This is a genomic window from Kocuria sp. CPCC 205258 (assembly GCF_040981005.1).
In the GTDB taxonomy this organism is placed as follows: domain Bacteria; phylum Actinomycetota; class Actinomycetes; order Actinomycetales; family Micrococcaceae; genus Kocuria; species Kocuria rosea.
Map to the genome: position 1 here is coordinate 83,329 of NZ_JAVKPS010000006.1, position 17,621 is coordinate 100,949.

A 17,621-nucleotide genomic window follows, 5' to 3' on the forward strand; every position below is an offset into this window, starting at 1 on the left:
GGGGACGAAAGAGGGGCCATGCCCAGGACCGCAGAGAAGACCGCCGAGCAGCGCACGGCCGAGAGCCCCGGCCGGGCGGGCGGCAGGACCGGCACGAGCGGCGCGGCCGGGAGCGGGCGGCCCGCCGACGTGCTCGCCGCCGGGTGCCTGTGCTGGCGCCGGACGGGCGGCGGGCTCGAGGTGCTGGTCATCCACCGGCCGCGCTACGACGACTGGTCCTTCCCCAAGGGCAAGCAGGACGACGGCGAGACGCTGCCCGAGACCGCCCACCGGGAGGTCAGCGAGGAGATCGGCCTGCTCCCGCGCCTGGGCGTGCCCCTGCCCACGATCCGCTACGACGTCAAGGACGGGTGCAAGGACGTGCACTACTGGGCCGCGGAGTTCGGCCCCGGCGCACGGCCCGAGCCCGACGGCAAGGAGGTGGACGCCGTCCGCTGGGTCTCGCCCGAGGACGCGCACCGGATGCTGACCAACCCCTCCGACCGGGAGCCGCTGGCGGCCCTGGTGGACCTGCACGAGCGCGGGGACCTCGCCACGCGCCCGGCGATCGTGGTGCGCCACGCCAAGGCGAAGCCGCGCTCGGCCTGGTCCCGGGCCGAGGGCGACCGGCCGCTGGCCGCGACCGGCAAGCGCCAGGCCCTCGCCGTGACCCGGCTGCTCCGGGCGTGGTCCCCCGAGCGGGTCCTCACATCCCCCTGGCTGCGCTGCCTGTCCACCGTGGTGCCGTACGCGCGCAAGGCCGGGGTCTCCGTGCGGGAGCGCCCGCAGCTCACGGAGGCCTCGCACAAGCGCCACCCCAAGAAGGCGGCCGCCGTGGCCCAGACCATGTTCGACAAGGACACGCCGGTGGCGCTGTGCACGCACCGCCCGGTGCTGCCCACGGTCCTCAAGGTCATCGCCCGGCACGCGAGCCCCGAGCTCGCCGCGCAGCTGCCGGCCAAGGACCCGTACCTCTCCCCCGGCGAGATGATCGTGCTGCAGGTCTCCCGCCGGCACCGCCGGCGGGTGGTCTCCGTGGAGCTCGTGAAGCCCTTCGACGACTGACCTCCGGCCCGGCGCCGCAGGACCCGCGGCGCACCGTCCCGCAACCGCCGGGACCGCACGCACCACCCGCCACGAGCCACCCGCCACGGACCGCCCGGCCCCGACCGGCCCGCCCCGACTACCCCCGAGGAGACCCGCATGACCTCCCCCGACCCCGTGCCCGCCCCGGTGCCGACGCCCTACGAGGACCTCCTGCGCGAGGTCCTCGAGCAGGGGGTGCACAAGTCCGACCGCACGGGCACCGGGACGCGCAGCGTCTTCGGGCGCCAGATCCGCTTCGACCTGGCGGAGTCCTTCCCGCTGCTGACCACCAAGCGGGTGCACTTCCGGTCGGTGGCCCTCGAGCTGCTGTGGTTCCTGCGCGGGGACTCGAACGTCCGGTGGCTGCAGGAGCGCGGTGTGACCATCTGGGACGAGTGGGCGGACCGGGACGGGGAGCTCGGACCCGTCTACGGCGTGCAGTGGAGGTCCTGGCCCACCCCCGGCGGCGGGTCGATCGACCAGATCGCCAAGGTCGTGGAGCAGATCCGCACGAACCCCGACTCGCGGCGCCACGTGGTGACCGCGTGGAACCCCGCCGAGGTGGACGAGATGGCGCTGCCGCCGTGCCACGCCCTGTTCCAGTTCTACGTCGAGCCGCGGGAGGACGGGCCGGGGCGGCTGTCCTGCCAGCTCTACCAGCGCTCCGCGGACATGTTCCTGGGCGTGCCCTTCAACATCGCCTCCTACGCCCTGCTCACCGTCATGATCGCCCAGCAGACCGGTCTGGAGCCCGGGGAGTTCGTCTGGACCGGCGGGGACTGCCACGTCTACGACAACCACGTGGCGCAGGTCCGCGAGCAGCTCTCCCGGGACCCCTACCCCTATCCGCGGCTGCGGCTCGCCCGGCGGCCCGCCACCGTCTTCGACTACGAGCTCGAGGACTTCGAGGTCCTCGACTACCGCCACCACCCCGCGATCAAGGCCCCGGTGGCCGTATGACCGCCGGGACGGCCGGGGCGATCGGGGCGATCTGGGCGCAGACCGCCGACGGCGTCATCGGCCGCGCCGGGGCGATGCCCTGGTCGCTGCCGGAGGACATGGCGTTCTTCCGGCGCACGACGACCGGCCACCCCGTGATCATGGGCCGGCGCACGTGGGAGTCCTTCCCGGAGCGCTTCCGGCCCCTGCCCGGACGGACCAACATCGTCATCACCTCCTCCCCCGGCCGGGTGGACCGGGGCGGGGCTCCCGGCGCGGTGCTGACGGCGTCCTCGTACGCCGAGGCCGTGCGCCTGGCCCGGACGAGCCCCGGCGCGGAGCGCATCTGGGTGATCGGCGGCGGCGAGGTCTACCGGCAGGCCCTGGCCGACGCCGAGCACCCCGTGACGGAGGCGCTCGTGACCGTCATCGACCTCGACGCGGACGGGGACACGCACGCCCCGGTGCTCGACGACGGGTGGGCCACGGAGCCGGTCCTCGGCCCGTCGGTGTCCCGCACCGGCCTGGGCTACCGGATCGAGCGGCGCACGCGCGACCGGCGGGGACCCGGCGGAGGGACGCCCGGTTCCGGTAGCCCGGCGGCTCCGGTAGCGTGAGCTGCACCACGACCAGGAGGACCACCGTGACCGACCGGCACCCCGACCCCGCGATCCGGGACGACGAGCAGCTGCGCGTCGTGAAGAACACGGACCTCGACCGCTACGAGCTGTGGCGGGGGCAGCAGTTCATCGGCTTCGAGGGCTTCCAGGACCACGAGGACGGCACGGTCGAGCTCCAGCACACCATCATCGGCGAGCAGTTCGGCCGGCAGGGCTACGCGCGCACCCTCGTCACGCTCCTGCTGGACGGCTTCCGGGAGCAGGGCGTCGCGGTGCGCCCCACGTGCACCTACGTCCAGGACTACCTCCACCGCTTCCCGCAGTACGGGGACCTGGTGGTGCCCGGCCTCGAGCTCCCGCCGGCGCAGAAGGTGAAGGAGAAGCGCCGGCGCTGGGCCCTGCACCGCGCCCACTAGACTGGGGGCCATGACTTTTCGCTCGGGTGATTCGGTAGGGTTCGTCGGCTGGCGGGGCATGGTGGGTTCCGTGCTCATGCAGCGCATGCAGGAGGAGGGGGACTTCGGGGGCATCACCCCGGTGTTCTTCTCCACCTCCAGCGCCGGCCGGCCCGCCCCGTCCTTCGCCGGGGACGCCGGCACGCTGCAGGACGCCTACGACCTCGAGACCCTGGCGAAGCTCCCGATCGTCGTCACCGCCCAGGGCGGGGACTACACCAAGGACGTGCACGGGAGGCTGCGCGCCGCCGGCTGGGACGGGCTGTGGATCGACGCCGCGTCGACCCTGCGGATGAACGACGACGCGATCATCGTCCTCGACCCCGTCAACCGGGACGTCATCGACCGCGGTCTCGCGAGCGGCGTGAAGGACTTCGTGGGCGGCAACTGCACGGTCTCCTGCCTGCTCGTGGGTCTCGGCGGGCTGTTCCGCAACGACCTCGTGGAGTGGGCCACGTCGATGACCTACCAGGCCGCCTCCGGCGGCGGGGCCCGGCACATGCGCGAGGTGCTGGCGCAGTTCGGCGCCCTCCACGGCGTCGTCGCGGACGAGCTGGCCGATCCCGCCTCGGCGATCCTGGACATCGACCGCAAGGTGCTCGCCGCCCAGCGCGGCGACGCCCTCGACACCTCGATGTTCGGCGCGCCCCTGTCCGGCTCCCTCATCCCCTGGATCGACGCCGACCTCGGCAACGGGCAGTCGCGCGAGGAGTGGAAGTCCGCGGCCGAGACCAACAAGATCCTCGGCCGCACGGACCGGTACGCCCAGGACTGGGTGCCCATGGACGGGCTGTGCGTGCGGATCGCCACGATGCGCTCGCACTCCCAGGCCCTCACGATCAAGCTGCGGGAGGACCTGCCCGTGGCTGAGATCGAGCGGATCGTCGACGCCGACAACGAGTGGGCCACCGTGGTGCCCAACACCAAGGAGGATTCGATGCGGGACCTCACCCCCGTGGCGACCTCCGGCACCCTGGACATCCCCGTGGGCCGGATCCGCAAGCTCGCCATGGGGCCGGGCTACATCAGCGCCTTCACGATCGGCGACCAGCTGCTGTGGGGCGCGGCCGAGCCGCTGCGCCGCATGCTGCGCATCGCCACCGGCACCCTGTAGCCAGTGGAGGAGACCTCGATCCCGCCGGGGCTGTCGCTCGACGCGGGCGACGACCGCCCGCCCTCCGAGCAGCTCAGGCACCGCGTGCAGCAGGGCCGCGCGGACGGCACCCTGCCGGCGGGCACCCGGCTCCCACCGGTGCGCCGGCTCGCCGAGGCGCTCGGCCTCGCGGCCGGGACCGTGGCCAAGGCCTACCGCGAGCTCGAGGCCGCCGGCGTGATCGAGACCCGGGGCCGCCGGGGCAGCTTCGTGCGCGCCGCCGACCGGACCGAGGACCTGGCGGTGCAGGCCGCCCGGCGCTTCGCCGAGGAGATCGCGGACCTCGGGATCCCGGCCGAGCGCGCGCTGGAGCTGGTGGCCGCGCAGCTCGGCCGCTCCCGCTGACCGGGAGGGCCCGTGCGACCGCGCCGCGGGGGCTCCCCGGCACGAGGCCGTCCCGGCTCAGGCTCCCGGGGACCGCAGGTGCCGGGGGCCCGGCACGAGGTTGCCCGTCCCGGCGAGGGCCCGGCGGTGCCGCCCCTCGGCCGTGCGCGCCAGCCACCACCGCCAGCCGCGCACCACCTGGCCCTTCGCCCACTGGTTGAGCCGGTGCGCCCAGTGGAACTCGGTGCCCCAGATGCCGAGCCCCAGGAAGATGGCGAGCCACCCGGGGCCGGGCGTCACGAGCATGATCAGGCCCGCCAGCACGAAGACGCCCCCGAGGACCGTCACGAGCGTCCGGTAGGCCACGAACAGCAGAGGGTGGCCGCGGGACCAGCGGCGCAGCCGGCCGAGGGCCTGCCGCACGCGGCTGTCGGAGCTCTCCCCCTGGGCGATCTCCTCCTCGAGGCTGCTCACGGCCGCCGCCTCAGACCGCCGTGCCCACGATGACGGGCTCGGCGACGAGGTCCACCCCGTAGACGGACGCGACGCCGTCGCGCACCGTCCGGGCCAGCGCCATGAGGTCCTGGGCGGAGGCGCCGCCGCGGTTGGTGAGGGCGAGCGTGTGCTTGGTGGACAGGGAGGCGCGGCCCCCGGCGACGGCGGCGCCGTCGAGGTCCAGGAGCTCGTTGCGGGTCCCGGGCAGGCCGAAGCCCTTGCCGAAGCCGGCGTGGTCGATGAGCCACGCGGCGGAGAGCTTGACCCGGTCCTCGAGCGGGCGCCCCGCGGCGTCCACCACGGGGAAGCGGGGGGCGTCGGCGGGCAGCCGCTCCCCCAGGGCGTCGGCCGGGAGGATGGGGTTGGTGAAGAAGGACCCGGTGCTGTAGGTGTCGCGGTCCTCCGGGTCGAGGACCATGCCCTTGCCCGCGCGCAGGGCCAGGACCGTCTCCCGCACCCGCTCCAGGGGGGCGCGCTCCCCCACCTGGACGCCGAGCCGGCGGGCGAGCTCGCCGTAGCGCACCGGGGCGCTCTCGGTGCCCCGCTCGAGCCGGAACCGCACGGCGAGCACCACGTGGCGCGGGGAGCCGGCCACCGTGCTGCGCTTGAGGGCCGAGTCCCGGTAGGAGAACGCCAGGTCGGCCGGGGCGAAGTCCCGCACGCGCCGCTCCCGGCGGTCCCAGACCCGCACCAGCTCGACGGTCTGGGCCACCTCCTGGCCGTAGGCCCCCACGTTCTGCACCGGGGTGGCGCCCGTGGTGCCGGGGATCCCGGCCAGGGCCTCGATGCCGACCCGCCCCTCGGCCACGGCCTGCGCCACGAGCTCGTCCCACGGGTGGCCGGCCTGGACCTCGAGGAGGGCGCCGGCGGGATCCTCGGCGAGGACCTCCACGCCGCGCGAGAGCACGTGGACCACGGTGCCCGCGAACCCGGCGTCGGCGGCGATGAGGTTGGAGCCGCCGCCGACCACGAGCACGTCCCGCCCGGCGGCGTCGGCCGCCGCCACGGCGTCGACGACCGCCTGCTCGGACTCCGCCCGCACGTAGTCGCGGGCGGGCCCGCCCACGGCGGCGGTCGTGAGGTCTGCGATGCGAGGGGACGTCATGGCGACCACCCTATCGGGCGGCCCGCGGTGCCCGGGCCCGGGCTCACGCCAGTCGCACCACGGCCTGGGCCTTGACCAGCACCTTCAGCGCCGCGGCGGTCGCCGGGTCGGCTCCCGCCGCGGACAGGTCGGGGGCGGTCACGGTCAGGTCGACGCGCACGGTGCGGGCGGCGTCGTCGAGGGCGCCGATCTTCCCGGACACCGTGAGGGCCGTGGAGGCCTCGACCGCGGTCCCGAACCGGTTGGGGACGACCACGGGCTTGGTGAAGCGCGTCTGGTAGTCGACCACGGCGCCGGGGTCGCCGGCCCAGTCGGTCACGAGCTGCACGGCCGCGCCCATCGTGAGCATCCCGTGCGCGATGACGTCGGGCAGGTCCACGGAGCGGGCGAACTCCTCGTTCCAGTGGATGGGGTTGAGGTCCCCGGACGCCCCCGCGTACCGGACCAGGTCCGCGCGGGAGAGCTCGATCCGGCGCTGCCCGATCTCCTGGCCCTTCTCGAGGCTGTCGAAGGCGATGCTCACGGTCACTGGTCCTCTCCGCGCACGAGCAGGGACGAGACGGTGGTGGCGACGTGCTCGCCGTCCGCGGCGCGGATCTCGGCGCGGGACGTCACCATCGCCCCGGAGCCCATGGCCCGGACCTGGTCGACGTGCAGCTCGGCCACGAGCTCGTCCCCGGCGACGATCGGGCGGTGGTGGGTGAAGCGCTGGTCGGCGTGGACCACCCGGGAGAAGTCGATGCCGGCCTCGGGGTCGGCGATCAGGGCGGCGTCGGCGCGCTGGGCCACCACGATGGCGAAGGTGGGGGGCGCCACGAGGTCGGGGTGGCCGAGGGACCGGGCCGCCTCGACGTCGTGGTGGGCGGGGTGGACGGCCTGGACGGCGCGGGCGAAGTCGCGGATCGCCTCCCGTCCGACGCTGTAGGGCTCGGCCGGCGGGTAGGTCCGCCCGACGAGATCGGGGTTCACGGGCATGGCAGCTCCTCGCTGGACGGGCCGCGCGCGGGCGGCGGGACCCGTCCAGTCTACGGCGGCGCGCCCCGTCCCGCCGGGCGCCGCCGCCCGGGGCACGTACACTCCTGCCCATGCATCTCCTGGACGTCGGCCGGATCGTCGCAGGACTGGCGCTGCTGGTCCTCGGCGGAGAACTCCTGGTGCGGGGGGCGTCCGCGCTCGCCCGGCGGGTGGGGATCTCCTCCCTCGTGGTCGGGCTCACCGTGGTCTCGGCCGCCACGTCGGCGCCGGAGCTCGCCGTCACCGTCGGCGCCGTGCTGCGCGACGAGCCGGGCCTGGCCGTCGGGAACGTGGTCGGCAGCAACATCGTCAACGTCCTGCTCATCCTCGGGCTCTCCGCCCTCGTCGTTCCCCTCGCGGTGAAGCAGCGGCTGGTGCGCTTCGACCTGCCCTGGATGGTCGTGCTGTCGATCGGGCTGCTGCTCGTGTCCCTCGACGGGCGGATCGGCGCGGTGGACGGAGTGGTCCTCCTCGCCGCCGTGGTGCTGCACACGGTGCTGACCGTCGTGATCGGCCGGCGCGGTGCCCCGGTCCCCGCGGCGGCGCCGTCCGGGGACCGCGGAGCCGGCGGCGGCACCGGCGGTGCCGAGGACGCCGGGACCGAGGAGGAGCCGCCCCCGGCCTCGGTCCCCCGCTCCGTGCTGCTCGTGGTGGTGGGGATCGCCCTGCTGGTCGCCGGCGCGACCCTGCTCGTCGACGGGGCGGTGAGCATCGCCACGTCGCTGGGGGTCAGCAGCCTGGTGGTCGGGCTGACCGTGGTGGCCGTCGGGACATCGCTGCCCGAGCTGGCGACCTCCGTCATCGCGGTGCGCCGCGGTGAGCGCGACCTGGCCGTGGGCAACGTGGTGGGCAGCAACATCTTCAACATCGGGGTGGTGCTCGGCCTGCCGGCGCTGATCTCCCCCGAGGGCATCCCGGTGTCCGGTGCCGCGGTGGCCCTCGACATCCCGGTGATGCTGGCCGCCGCGGTCGCCCTGCTCCCCATCGCGTTCACCGGGTTCGCGGTGGCCCGCTGGGAGGGCGCCCTGTTCGTGGCCCTGTACGCCGCCTACACCGGCTACGTGGTGCTCGCGGCCACCGAGCACGACGCCCTGGAGGGGTTCACGTGGACCATGGCGTGGTTCGTCCTGCCGCTGGTCACGCTGACGCTCGCCGTCTTCACCGCCTACGAGATCGGCCTGCGCCGGGGCCGCCGGGATCCGTTGCGCTCGCCGTGACCGGTCCGCCCGGGGACGACAAAAGCCCGTGACCGGAGGGGTCACGGGCTTTTCGCCGTAGCGGTGGACGGGCTCGATCCGTCGACCTCACGATTATGAGTCGTGCGCTCTAACCAGCTGAGCTACACCGCCAGAGGGATGGGACACCGCGGCTGACGGCCTTGACGGCCGGGCCACGGGATCTCATCACGAGAGCCCCGACCGGGAATCGATCCCGGGACCTCCATCTTACCAAGATGGCGCTCTACCACTGAGCTATCGGGGCAACGACGAAGACTCTACCAGCACGTTTCGGGAGAACCAAAATCGCCGGGCACCCCTCTCCAGCAGCTCCGGAGCCGTTCTGCCGGCCCCGGACCGGACCGGGTTCTCCGGCCCGTCGGCGCCGTCCCGCCCGACCGGGCCGCGGCGCCCCGGCCCGGTCGGCAGGCGCCCCGGCCCCGGTGCTCAGTCGTCCACGTCGTCGTCCCGGTCGTCGTCCCAGTCGTCGTCCCAGTCGTCGTCGAGGGGGGCGGGCTGCACGGGCAGCGGGACCTGGGCCGGGGGTGCGGGGGCGGCCGGCGGGGCAGGATCGGGGGCGGCCGGCGGAGCGGGCGGGGCCGGCGGCGGCTCGACCGGAGGGACCGGCACCGCGGAGCCCCCCGCGTCCCCGGTGTCCGGCCCCGGGGCGTCTCCCCCGTCCTGCGCGGGACCGGTGGGGGACGGCGACGACGACGGGTCCCCGGCCGGCGGCGCCGTGCCGGCCGACGGGTCCGGAGCGGGGCTGCCGCTCACGGAGACGCCGCCGCGCACGACCTCCACGCGGTCCGTGCCGCTCGCCGCGTTCCACAGCAGGAGCGCCAGGCCCGCGACGACCAGGAGGGAGACTGCCGACCAGAGGATCCTCATGCCCACCAGTGTCCCGGAACCGGTTGAGGGGGGCATGAGAACATGAGAGCCCTCTCAGGAACGCAGCCCGTCGAGCAGGTCCTGCGCCACACCGCGCCACCGCGGGCGGAACGCGTAGACGCAGGCGAGCCGCAGCCGGGTCGCCTCGGCGTGCACGGCGAGACGGCCGGGGTCGGCGCCCAGCACCCGGCCCACCGCGGTCACGGCCTCCTGTCCCGCCGCCCGGAGCGCGGGGTCGAGCAATCCCTGCGCCGCGCGCAGCTGCAGGTGCACGGAGAGGTTCGCGAGGTCGAGCTCGGGCTCGCCGAGGGCCGCGGTGTCGAAGTCCAGGAGCCCCAGCCGTGCGCCGTCGAAGAGCAGCTGCTGGTCGTGCAGGTCCCGGTGCAGCACGACCCGGCCCCGCCGGTCGGCGGGCAGGGCCGAGAGCTCCGCCCCGATCCGCCGTGCCCGTGCGGCGACCGCCCCCGGCGGGGCCTCGAGCAGACCCGGGAACGCCTCGAGCCGGCCGGCCCAGCGGGCCAGCGTGCGGGCCTCGTCCTCGGCCGTGTGCGCGGGCAGCGGCTCCGTGCCCGGCGCGGCGGTGGCCAGGGCCGGCCAGCACCGCGCCCACTCCGCCCAGGCGGCACGGTAGGCGTCGTTCCGTCCCGCGGCCCCCAGTTCGTGCAAGCTCCGGCCGGGCAGCACGGAGAACTCGACCCGGTCCTCGGCCCGGGCCAGGACGGCGGGCACGGCGAAGCCCGCCGCCGTGCCCAGCCCGTGCAGCCGGTCGGACAGCTCGGCGACCCGGGCGGCCCGGCCGCGGACCAGGAACTTGACGAAGCGGTCCGGGGTGCCGACCACCGCCCGCCGGCGGTGCCGGTGCACGACCACCCGGCCGCCGGCCGCGGCCGCCGCGGCGAGTCCGGGGAGGCGGGGGTCCTCGCCGTGGGGCAGGACGCGGACGGCCCACGGCCGTCCGGCCCCGGGTGCCGCCTCGCCCGCGCGGACGCGTCCGTGCTCGTCCTCGAGCTCGAGCACGAGCCGGGTGCCGTCCGCCGGCCAGGCGCGGCGCACCTGCAGCGGCCGCCCGTCGGCGTCCGGCACGGTCTCCGGCACGCGCACGGGGCGGGTCCGCGGGACGCGCGCCACGTCGGTGTGCACGCCGTGCACCGGGTCCGCGCCGGCGCGCACGGGGCCGATGGGCACGGGGCCGGCGCGCACAGGGCCGACGGGCACGGGGCCGGTGGGAACGGCGCCGAGCGGCACGGACGGCGGGGCGCCCGGCGCGGACGGCACGGGCCCCGGCCCGGGAGTCGCGGTCACCGGCGCCCGCTGCACCTGATCCACCAGCCGCTGCGCGAGCGCGACCCGCCGGTCCGTGCGCTCCCGCCAGTCGGCGGCGGCCGAGCGGAAGGGCTCCATGCTCCGGGCGAGGACGTGGAACGCGGCCCAGGCCAGAATCTCGGGCCACGGCGGCAGCGCCGCCCCGGACCCGTACCCGCGCAGCAGGGCGCCCGTCAGGGGCAGCTCCTCGGGTGCGGCGGGGGCCTGTTCGGCGCCCGGGCCGAGGAGCTCCACGGCGAGGAAGCTGCCGAGGTCGTCGGCCGCCGTGCCGGTGCGGATCCGGTCGAGGTCGGCGAGCCGGAGCTCCGGCGCCCCCAGGCCCCCGTCGCCGCGCACGAGCACCTGGTCCGCGGAGAAGTCCCCGTGCAGCAGCCGCTCGGGGGCCCCGGTGCGCTCCGCCAGGGCTTCGGCGACGGCCCGGCCGGTCCGGGCGCAGCGGACGCCCGACCGCCGGTCGAGGGCGGACAGGTCGGCGGCCAGCGAGCGCAGCTTCCGGCCCGCGTCCAGGGGGGCGCCGACCCGTGCGGGGCCGAGGAGTGCCGGTCCGCGCCCGTGCAGCTGCGCCAGTGCGGTGCCCGCGGCGGCGGCCGCCTCGAGCACGGGCCCTCCGGGTCCGGTGCCGGGACCTGGGCCGTCCGGGGCCGCGGCGCGGGCCGCGAGGTCGCCGTCCCCGAACCAGGGGTAGTGCAGCACGTGCGGTGACACGGGCAGGCCGGGGACGGGCACCGGGGCGAGCATCGGGAGCCCGGCGGCGGCGAGCCGGGTCAGCAGCACCGGGTCCGCCGGCGCGGGGCCGGCGGTCAGCTTCGTGACCCGGCCGGCCCCGCCGCTGTCGGCGCCCGTGAGGACCGCGCGGCGGCGGGGGTTGTAGCGCAGCAGCCGGGCGGGGTCCCCCGGCTGCCCCAGCCGCCGGGCCCGGTCCGGCCCGAGCACGGAGAGCGCGCGCCGCAGCTCGGGGTCTGTGCCGATCGTCCCCACGGCCAGGCGGTGACCGGGGCGTCCCGGCACCTCCGCGACCAGCACGGGCGCCGGCCGGCCGTCCCGCGCGGCGCGGGCCAGGACCTTCTCGAGCTTGTCCCGCCCGTCCCCGGCGGGGGCGTAGGCGGCGACCCAGTGCACCGCGCCCGTGGTCCCGGCGTCCACGCGGGCCACGACCGAGACGCCGGGCTTGTAGCGCAGGTGGCTGGCGCGCAGCGGACCGCCGAGCTGGTGGCCGAAGAGCTCGGTGAGCCGGCCGGGGTCGAGGACCGCGGCGAGCGCGGGCAGGCTCTCCCAGGAGTCGGGCAGGTGCCGCGTCACGAGCGGACCTCCCGGCGGTCCTGCGCCCGCTGCTGCTCGACCCACGCGGCGAACACGCCGTCCGGCCGGGCGAGCAGCTCCTCGGGGGTGCCGTCGAGCAGGATGCGCCCGTCCTGGACCCACAGCACGCGGTCGGCGGCGAGCGCGAGCGCGGCGTCGTGGGTCACCGCCAGGGACGTGCGGCCGCGGACCAGGCGGCCGAGGGCGTCCAGCACGTCCCGGGCGGACCGGGGGTCGAGTCCGGTGGTGGCCTCGTCGAGCAGCACGACCGGTGCGTCCCGCAGCAGGGCGCGCGCGATGGCCAGCCGCTGGCGCTGCCCGCCCGAGACGGTCGAGCCGCGCTCCCCCACCGGGGTGTCGTAGCCCTGCGGGAACGCCGTCACGAACTCGTGGGCCTGGGCGGCGGACGCGGCGGCCTCGACCTCGGCATCGGTGGCCCCCGGGCGGCCGAGCCGGATGTTCTCCCGCACGGTGCCGTGGAAGAGGACGGAGTCCTGCAGCAGCAGGGCGGTGCTGCCGCGCACGGTGCCGAGGCTCAGGGCGCGCAGGTCGTGGCCGTCGAGGGTCACGGACCCGGCGACCGGGTCCATCATCCGCACCAGCAGGGAGACGAGGGTCGACTTCCCGGAGCCGGACGGGCCGACGACGGCGACGTGCTGTCCCGCTGGGATCACGAGGTCGACGTCGCGCAGCACAGTGCGCCCGCCGTGCTGCGGGTCCCCGTACGCGGCGTCCACGTGGTGGAGGGCGATCTCCCCGCGCACCCCGGGCAGGACCAGGGCGCCCGGGGCCTCCCGAATGTCCACGGGCTCCGCCACGAGGTCGGCCACCCGCTCCCCGGAGGCCGCGGCGCGGGCGATGCGCCCGGTGTACTTGGCCATGTCCCGCAGGGGCTTCATGCACGTCTTGAGATAGGTCGTGAACAGGACCAGGTCGCCCAGGCTCATGGCGCCCTCGAGCACCCGCAGGCCGCCGCCGAAGATCACGGCCGCGGTGGCCACGCCCACGATCACGTCCGTGGCCCGTTCGAGCGCGGCGGCCAGACGGCGGGACTGCACGCCCTGGGTGAGGGCCTGCCGGTTGGCGCGGCCGAAGGAGCCGGCCATGTGCTCCTCCAGCCCGTAGGCCTGGACGGTGCGGATCGCGCCGAGGGACTCGTGGGCGGTGTTCGCCAGCGCGCCCTCCCCCTGCCGGGTCCGGCGCGAGGCCTCGGTGATCCGCCCGGAGGACCCTCGGCCCACCAGCAGGAAGGCCAGGATCGCCACGACCACCACGAGGGCCAGGAGCCAGTCGAGGAAGAGCATCACCGTGCACATGACCACGAGGGTGACGACGTTGGCCAGCAGCGGCAGGCCCGCGGTGACGGCCACCTCCTGGAGCTTGCCGATGTCCGAGACGAGGCGCTGGACCGTGTCCCCGGCCCGGGAGACCGAGTGGTAGCGGTCCGACAGCGCCTGGACGTGCGCGAACACGCGTTCGCGCAGGGCGGTGGAGACCCGGGAGCCGACGAGGGCGAACGCGACCGTGGCGAGGTAGTTGGCGAGTGCGCGGAACCCCACCACCGCGACCGTGGCCAGCCCGGCGGCCGCGAGCAGCTGCCACGAGGCCTCCGGGATCCACGGGTCGACGTTGTCGGCGCCGAGGGAGAGGGAGACGGCGTCGACGACGATCTTCAGCGGCCACGGCTCGAGCACACGGAAGGCCACCTCGGCCAGGAGCACCACGACGCCGCCCGCGGCGAGCAGCCGGTGCTCGCGCAGGTGCGGGGTGAGCAGCCCGAGGGTGCGCCGGAGGGCCCTGCGGTCGAGCCGCCCGCCCCCGCTCACCGCGGCGCTCCCTGCAGTGCTCCCGGTGCTGCCGGGCGCGGTGCGGCGCCGCCGCGGGGCCGCGTGCCGGTGGGATCCGGACGGGCGAGGTCCGTGCCGGTGAGGATGCCGTCGAGCACCGCGGTCCAGGAGCGCCGGGCGACCGCGTCGCGGCGGCCGGCGCGTCCCAGGGCACGCCGCCGGCCGGGATCGGCCACCAGCGCGTCGACGGCGCCGGCCAGCGCGGTGGCGTCCGAGGGCGCCACGAGCAGCCCAGTCACCCCGTCCTCGACCGCGGCCGGCACCTGGCCCACGCGGGACGCGACGACCGGCAGGGCCGCGGCGGCGTACTCGTAGATCTTCAGCGGCGAGAAGTACTGGTCCGCGGCGTCCTCCGTGGCGGGATAGGGCGCGACGGCCACGGCGCAGTCGGCCAGCAGCCCGGGCACCGCGGCGGGGGTCACCGCGCCCGTGAACTCGGCGTCGACGCCCAGCTCGGCGGCCAGCTCCTCGAGGGACGCCCGCTGGGGGCCGTCCCCCACCACGCGCAGGCGCCAGTCGGCCGCGGCCTCCGCGCGGGCCCGGAGCAGGTGCTCCACGCCGTGCCAGGGCTTGAGCGTGCCGACGAACACGACGACCGGCGGCACGGGGTCCGGTCCCCGGGCGGCGGAGTCGCGGCACGGACGGATGCGCTCCACGTTCACCCCGTTGGGGGCGACCAGGACCCGGCCGGCCCGCCCGCCGGTGGCGGCCACGGTCCGCTCCACCCAGCGGGCGACCGGCTCGGAGACGCAGGCCGTGCGCTCGGCGGCGGCGACCTGCGCGGCGAGCGCGGCGCGGGCGGCCGCCCCGTCCACGAGGTCGCGGTGGGTCCGCTGCTCGTCGATCAGCGGCGAGTTCACCTCGAGGACGCCCGGGACGCCGAGCGCGCCCGTGATCCCGGCCAGGGCGGTCGAGAACAGGGAGTGCCGCTCGTGCACCGCGTCGGCGCCGTCGGCGACGACCCGCTCCGTGATCCGGCGGGCGGCGTCCGCCTGGGCCCGCTCCCGGGCCGCGACGCGCGCGGCACGGCCGGGGGCGGCGGACGCGGGGGCCGCCGGGACCGGGACGTGGACGACCGGGACGTCGGCGAGGTCGGCGGGGACGTCCTCGCCGAGCCGGGTGGCGTAGAGACGGACCTCGGCGCCGCGGGCGCGCCAGGCGCGCAGGATCTCCTGGACGTGGACGGAGGCGCCCTTGGTGCCGAACACGGGGACGCCGGGGTCGGCGCAGACGTAGGCGAGGCGCATCAGCGGTCGGCTCCTTCGGGGACCGGGGCGGGGCCCGGGACGGGGTCGGCGGCCCCGGCGGTGGCGGGCCCCGTGACCGGGGCGGGGCGCTGGGCGGGCGCCGGCGGCAGCAGCGCCTGCAGGGCGGCGGCCTGGCCGGTCGAGTCGTAGTCCCGGGCGACGAGCGCGCGGGCGGCGCGGGCGGCGCCCACCCGGTCGAATCCGGGGTCGGCGACCGCGGCGAGCGCGCCGAGCAGGGCGTCGTCGTCGTCGGCGGGGACGAGGACCCCGGTGCGCGGGGCCGCGTTGCGGACCACCTCGGGGATGCCGGTGACGTCGCTCGCGATCACGGGCACGCCCATGGCCATCGCCTCGAGCAGCACGGTGGGCAGGCCGTCGGCGTTGCCGTCGGCGCCCACCGTGCACGGGGCCGCGAAGACGTCCGCGGCGCGCAGCAGCCGGCCGACCTCGGCCTGGGTGCGGGGCCCGACGAGGTCGACGACGTCCCCGGCGCCGAGCTCCGCGACCAGAGCGCGCAGCGGCCGCTCCAGCTCGCCGCCGCCGGCGACGGTGACGGACAGCCGCCCGCCCTGCTCCCGGTACCGGGCGGCCGCCCGCACGAGGCGGTCGAAGCCCTTCTTCTCCACGAGCCGCCCCACGGCCACGACCCGCAGGGTCTTCCCCACGGGCGCGGGGTCCCGGTAGGGGAAGCGGGCGAGCTCCAGGCCGTTGCGCACGAGCCGCAGCCGGTGCGCGTGCGCGGGGAACGCGGAGGCCAGGTGCCGCCGGTTGTACTCGGAGATCGCCACCACGTGCTCCGCCCGCTCGAGGGTGCGGCGCAGCCGGGCGGGGTCCACGGACTCGTGGAAGATGTCCTTCGCGTGGGTCGTCACGGAGAACGTCACCCCCGTGAGCCGGGAGGCGATCTCGGCGACGTGCGCGGCGAGGGTCGCGAAGTGCGCGTGCAGGTGCGTGATGCCCTCCTCCACGACCCGGGTGGCCAGCGCCACCCCCTGGTGGACCTCGGAGGCCTCCGTGCCGGCCAGCTCCGGGAGCAGGGCGGCGAAGCGGGGGCCGAAGCCGGGGACCACCTCCGCCGCGCGGGCCAGGACGGCCCAGCCGGCGGAGGCCCGCTCGGGGCGCTCCACGTGGTGGACCGGTGCCTGGACGCGGGCCAGCTCGGGGTGGAAGCGCGGGTCGGTGCTGTGCCGGAGGGCGAAGATCGTGAGGTCCTCGCCCTGGGCCTCCCGGGCCAGGACCTCGGTGACCACGAAAGTCTCCGAGAAGCGGGGGTAGACCTTCAGCACGTAGCCGATGCGGTGGCCGCTCACCGGAGGCCTCCGGCACGGGCCGGCACGGCCTGCGCGGGCGCCGGCGGCGGGCCCGCGGGCAGGAGCCGCGCCGCGAGGACGGGCACGGCGTGCAGCCCGTCGAGCGCCAGGTGCCGGCGCAGCCGCACGGTGCCGACCACGCGATGCAGCCAGCCGCTGAGCGCGGCGCTGGTGAGGGCGTCGGCGGTCAGCACGTCCACCGCGCCGTGGGCCTGGAGGGCGCGGGCCCGGATCAGCTGCTCCTGCCGGGGCCGGTCGCGCGGGACCAGGAGCGCGGGGGTGTTCGTGGTGAGGATCTCGGCGACCGAGTTGTAGCCGCCCATCGACACCACCGCGCTCGCGTCCACCACCTCCGCGAGCGCGTCGGGCACGGACGGCAGGACGAGGGTGCCCGGAACGGCGGCGGCGCGCACCTGCTCGGCGTGCTCCTCCGGCATCTGCGGACCCGTGATCACCACGTGCCGGTGGCCGTGGGGCACCCGGGCGCGCGCGGCCGCGAGGGTCAGGCGGTGGCCGTCGGAGCCCCCGCCGGCCATGGTGAGGACGTAGGGACGGTCCACGCCGCTCGTGCGCCGTCCGGCGGCCCGGCCGGTGGCGAGGTAGCCGGTGTGGCGGACCAGGTCGGCGAGCCCGGCGGGGATCTCGCCGGAGGCCACCGGGTCGTGCACCGCGCGGTCGCCGTACACCCAGATCTGGTCGTAGACCTCCCGCACGGGGTCCAGGTCCCCGAGCGCGGCCCACTCGCGGGCCGCGGCCGCGGGCTCGTCGAGGACCTCGCGCAGGCCGAGGACCACCGCCGTGCCGGGGCTCCGGTCCCGGAGCCTGCGCAGCGGCTCCAGCAGCTCCCGGTCCACCCCCCAGGCGTGGCGGTCGACGACGACGAGGTGCGGGCGGAAGGCCGTGAGCGCGGCGTCCACCATCCCGGAGCGCAGGGCGGTCAGGTGGCGCATGTCCACGGTGAGGTTGCGGGGCGCGTAGCCGCCCGCGCCCTTGCGGATCCCCGGCAGCACCACCCAGTCGAAGCCGTCGGGGCGCCCGTAGGACGTGGCGGCGTCGATGCCGGTCAGCAGCATGCCCGTCACCGGGCGCCCCGTCAGCGCCGGCAGGTGCTGGGCGAGGGACCGGGCGAGGGCCAGGTTCCGGCGGGTGTGGCCCAGGCCCTGGGAGTCGTGGGAGTACAGCACCACCCGCAGCTCGTCGTCGCTCATCGTGTCCTCCTCGGCGGATTAGCGCCGGTGGGTCCGGCGCCGGTGCGGCTGCCGCCCACTGTGGCCGAGGGACATGATGAGAACATGAGCCGTCGATGAAAAGGTTCTCATC

General features: G+C 76.4%; 17 protein-coding genes and 2 tRNA genes. 7 read left to right on the top strand and 12 right to left on the bottom strand.

From position 1 onward, the window contains the following. Positions 1-18 precede the first annotated feature (18 nt). From RF644_RS11765 to RF644_RS11790, 6 genes are all read left to right on the top strand, one after another. Positions 19-1,044: an NUDIX domain-containing protein gene (locus RF644_RS11765; RefSeq protein ID WP_368796641.1), complete on the top strand. Its 1,026-nt coding sequence runs from the start codon at positions 19-21 to the stop codon at positions 1,042-1,044. 138 nt (positions 1,045-1,182) lie between these two features. After that, the gene (locus tag RF644_RS11770) at positions 1,183-2,025 is read left to right on the top strand and encodes a thymidylate synthase (RefSeq protein ID WP_368796642.1); all 843 of its coding nucleotides are present in this window, start codon (positions 1,183-1,185) and stop codon (positions 2,023-2,025) included. Continuing rightward, on the top strand, positions 2,022-2,621 hold the full coding sequence (locus RF644_RS11775; RefSeq protein ID WP_368796643.1) for a dihydrofolate reductase: 600 nt from the start codon (positions 2,022-2,024) through the stop codon (positions 2,619-2,621). Before RF644_RS11770 ends, RF644_RS11775 begins: the two co-directional genes overlap by 4 nt. A gap of 26 nt (positions 2,622-2,647) precedes the next feature. Next, on the top strand, positions 2,648-3,040 hold the full coding sequence (locus RF644_RS11780; protein WP_368796644.1) for a GNAT family N-acetyltransferase: 393 nt from the start codon (positions 2,648-2,650) through the stop codon (positions 3,038-3,040). Between the two features lie 10 nt (positions 3,041-3,050). Further along, positions 3,051-4,193: an aspartate-semialdehyde dehydrogenase gene (gene asd / locus RF644_RS11785; protein WP_368796645.1), complete on the top strand. Its 1,143-nt coding sequence runs from the start codon at positions 3,051-3,053 to the stop codon at positions 4,191-4,193. Positions 4,194-4,196: 3 nt separating this feature from the next. Next, positions 4,197-4,577, top strand: a complete 381-nt coding sequence (locus tag RF644_RS11790; RefSeq protein ID WP_368796646.1) for a GntR family transcriptional regulator — start codon at positions 4,197-4,199, stop codon at positions 4,575-4,577. A 57-nt stretch (positions 4,578-4,634) separates the two neighbouring features. Here the strand turns inward: RF644_RS11790 and RF644_RS11795 are convergent, their stop codons facing one another. Genes RF644_RS11795 through RF644_RS11810 form a run of 4 tightly spaced genes read right to left on the bottom strand, consistent with a single transcriptional unit; the run spans position 4,635 to position 7,131 of the window. Further along, positions 4,635-5,030: a TIGR02611 family protein gene (locus RF644_RS11795; RefSeq protein ID WP_144836160.1), complete on the bottom strand. Its 396-nt coding sequence runs from the start codon at positions 5,028-5,030 to the stop codon at positions 4,635-4,637. Positions 5,031-5,040: 10 nt separating this feature from the next. Next, a complete protein-coding gene (locus RF644_RS11800; RefSeq protein ID WP_368796647.1) occupies positions 5,041-6,156 on the bottom strand; it encodes a UDP-N-acetylmuramate dehydrogenase in 1,116 nt (371 codons plus the stop codon). 43 nt (positions 6,157-6,199) lie between these two features. Then, positions 6,200-6,679: a MaoC family dehydratase gene (locus RF644_RS11805; protein ID WP_133409311.1), complete on the bottom strand. Its 480-nt coding sequence runs from the start codon at positions 6,677-6,679 to the stop codon at positions 6,200-6,202. A gap of 2 nt (positions 6,680-6,681) precedes the next feature. Then, positions 6,682-7,131 carry a MaoC family dehydratase N-terminal domain-containing protein gene (locus RF644_RS11810; RefSeq protein WP_368796648.1) on the bottom strand — a complete coding sequence of 150 codons (450 nt, stop codon included), beginning with the start codon at positions 7,129-7,131 and terminating at the stop codon, positions 6,682-6,684. 110 nt (positions 7,132-7,241) lie between these two features. On the opposite strand from RF644_RS11810, the gene RF644_RS11815 reads away from it, so the two are divergent. Then, positions 7,242-8,387: a calcium/sodium antiporter gene (locus RF644_RS11815; RefSeq protein ID WP_368796649.1), complete on the top strand. Its 1,146-nt coding sequence runs from the start codon at positions 7,242-7,244 to the stop codon at positions 8,385-8,387. A gap of 58 nt (positions 8,388-8,445) precedes the next feature. On the opposite strand, the gene RF644_RS11820 is transcribed toward RF644_RS11815, so the two are convergent. The 8 genes from RF644_RS11820 to RF644_RS11855 all read right to left on the bottom strand — a co-directional run bounded on the left by RF644_RS11820 (position 8,446) and on the right by RF644_RS11855 (position 17,509). Then, positions 8,446-8,519 (bottom strand) — tRNA-Met (locus RF644_RS11820). 61 nt (positions 8,520-8,580) lie between these two features. After that, positions 8,581-8,652: transfer RNA gene (locus tag RF644_RS11825), tRNA-Thr, on the bottom strand. 182 nt (positions 8,653-8,834) lie between these two features. Next, the gene (locus tag RF644_RS11830; RefSeq protein ID WP_368796650.1) at positions 8,835-9,275 is read right to left on the bottom strand and encodes a hypothetical protein; all 441 of its coding nucleotides are present in this window, start codon (positions 9,273-9,275) and stop codon (positions 8,835-8,837) included. Positions 9,276-9,329: 54 nt separating this feature from the next. Next, on the bottom strand, positions 9,330-11,897 hold the full coding sequence (locus tag RF644_RS11835) for a phosphotransferase (RefSeq protein WP_368796651.1): 2,568 nt from the start codon (positions 11,895-11,897) through the stop codon (positions 9,330-9,332). Further along, complete coding sequence (locus RF644_RS11840) at positions 11,894-13,723, bottom strand: ABC transporter ATP-binding protein (RefSeq protein ID WP_368796652.1); 1,830 nt, start codon at positions 13,721-13,723, stop codon at positions 11,894-11,896. Before RF644_RS11840 ends, RF644_RS11835 begins: the two co-directional genes overlap by 4 nt. Then, positions 13,720-14,991: a glycosyltransferase family 4 protein gene (locus RF644_RS11845; RefSeq protein WP_368796654.1), complete on the bottom strand. Its 1,272-nt coding sequence runs from the start codon at positions 14,989-14,991 to the stop codon at positions 13,720-13,722. The genes RF644_RS11840 and RF644_RS11845 overlap by 4 nt, the downstream gene beginning before the upstream one ends. Then, positions 14,991-16,301 carry a glycosyltransferase gene (locus RF644_RS11850; RefSeq protein WP_368796655.1) on the bottom strand — a complete coding sequence of 437 codons (1,311 nt, stop codon included), beginning with the start codon at positions 16,299-16,301 and terminating at the stop codon, positions 14,991-14,993. The genes RF644_RS11845 and RF644_RS11850 overlap by 1 nt, the downstream gene beginning before the upstream one ends. Beyond that, complete coding sequence (locus tag RF644_RS11855) at positions 16,298-17,509, bottom strand: glycosyltransferase family protein (protein ID WP_368796656.1); 1,212 nt, start codon at positions 17,507-17,509, stop codon at positions 16,298-16,300. Before RF644_RS11855 ends, RF644_RS11850 begins: the two co-directional genes overlap by 4 nt. Positions 17,510-17,621 lie beyond the last annotated feature (112 nt).

Bases quoted from the DNA above. Each gene is read 5' to 3' on its own strand.
- RF644_RS11765 (WP_368796641.1), top strand. From the start codon at position 19: ATGCCCAGGACCGCAGAGAAGACCGCCGAGCAGCGCACGGCCGAGAGC.
- RF644_RS11770 (WP_368796642.1), top strand. From the start codon at position 1,183: ATGACCTCCCCCGACCCCGTGCCCGCCCCGGTGCCGACGCCCTACGAG.
- RF644_RS11775 (WP_368796643.1), top strand. From the start codon at position 2,022: ATGACCGCCGGGACGGCCGGGGCGATCGGGGCGATCTGGGCGCAGACC.
- asd (WP_368796645.1), top strand. From the start codon at position 3,051: ATGACTTTTCGCTCGGGTGATTCGGTAGGGTTCGTCGGCTGGCGGGGC.
- RF644_RS11800 (WP_368796647.1), bottom strand. From the start codon at position 6,156: ATGACGTCCCCTCGCATCGCAGACCTCACGACCGCCGCCGTGGGCGGG.
- RF644_RS11810 (WP_368796648.1), bottom strand. From the start codon at position 7,131: ATGCCCGTGAACCCCGATCTCGTCGGGCGGACCTACCCGCCGGCCGAG.
- RF644_RS11815 (WP_368796649.1), top strand. From the start codon at position 7,242: ATGCATCTCCTGGACGTCGGCCGGATCGTCGCAGGACTGGCGCTGCTG.
- RF644_RS11830 (WP_368796650.1), bottom strand. From the start codon at position 9,275: ATGAGGATCCTCTGGTCGGCAGTCTCCCTCCTGGTCGTCGCGGGCCTG.
- RF644_RS11845 (WP_368796654.1), bottom strand. From the start codon at position 14,991: ATGCGCCTCGCCTACGTCTGCGCCGACCCCGGCGTCCCCGTGTTCGGC.
- RF644_RS11855 (WP_368796656.1), bottom strand. From the start codon at position 17,509: ATGAGCGACGACGAGCTGCGGGTGGTGCTGTACTCCCACGACTCCCAG.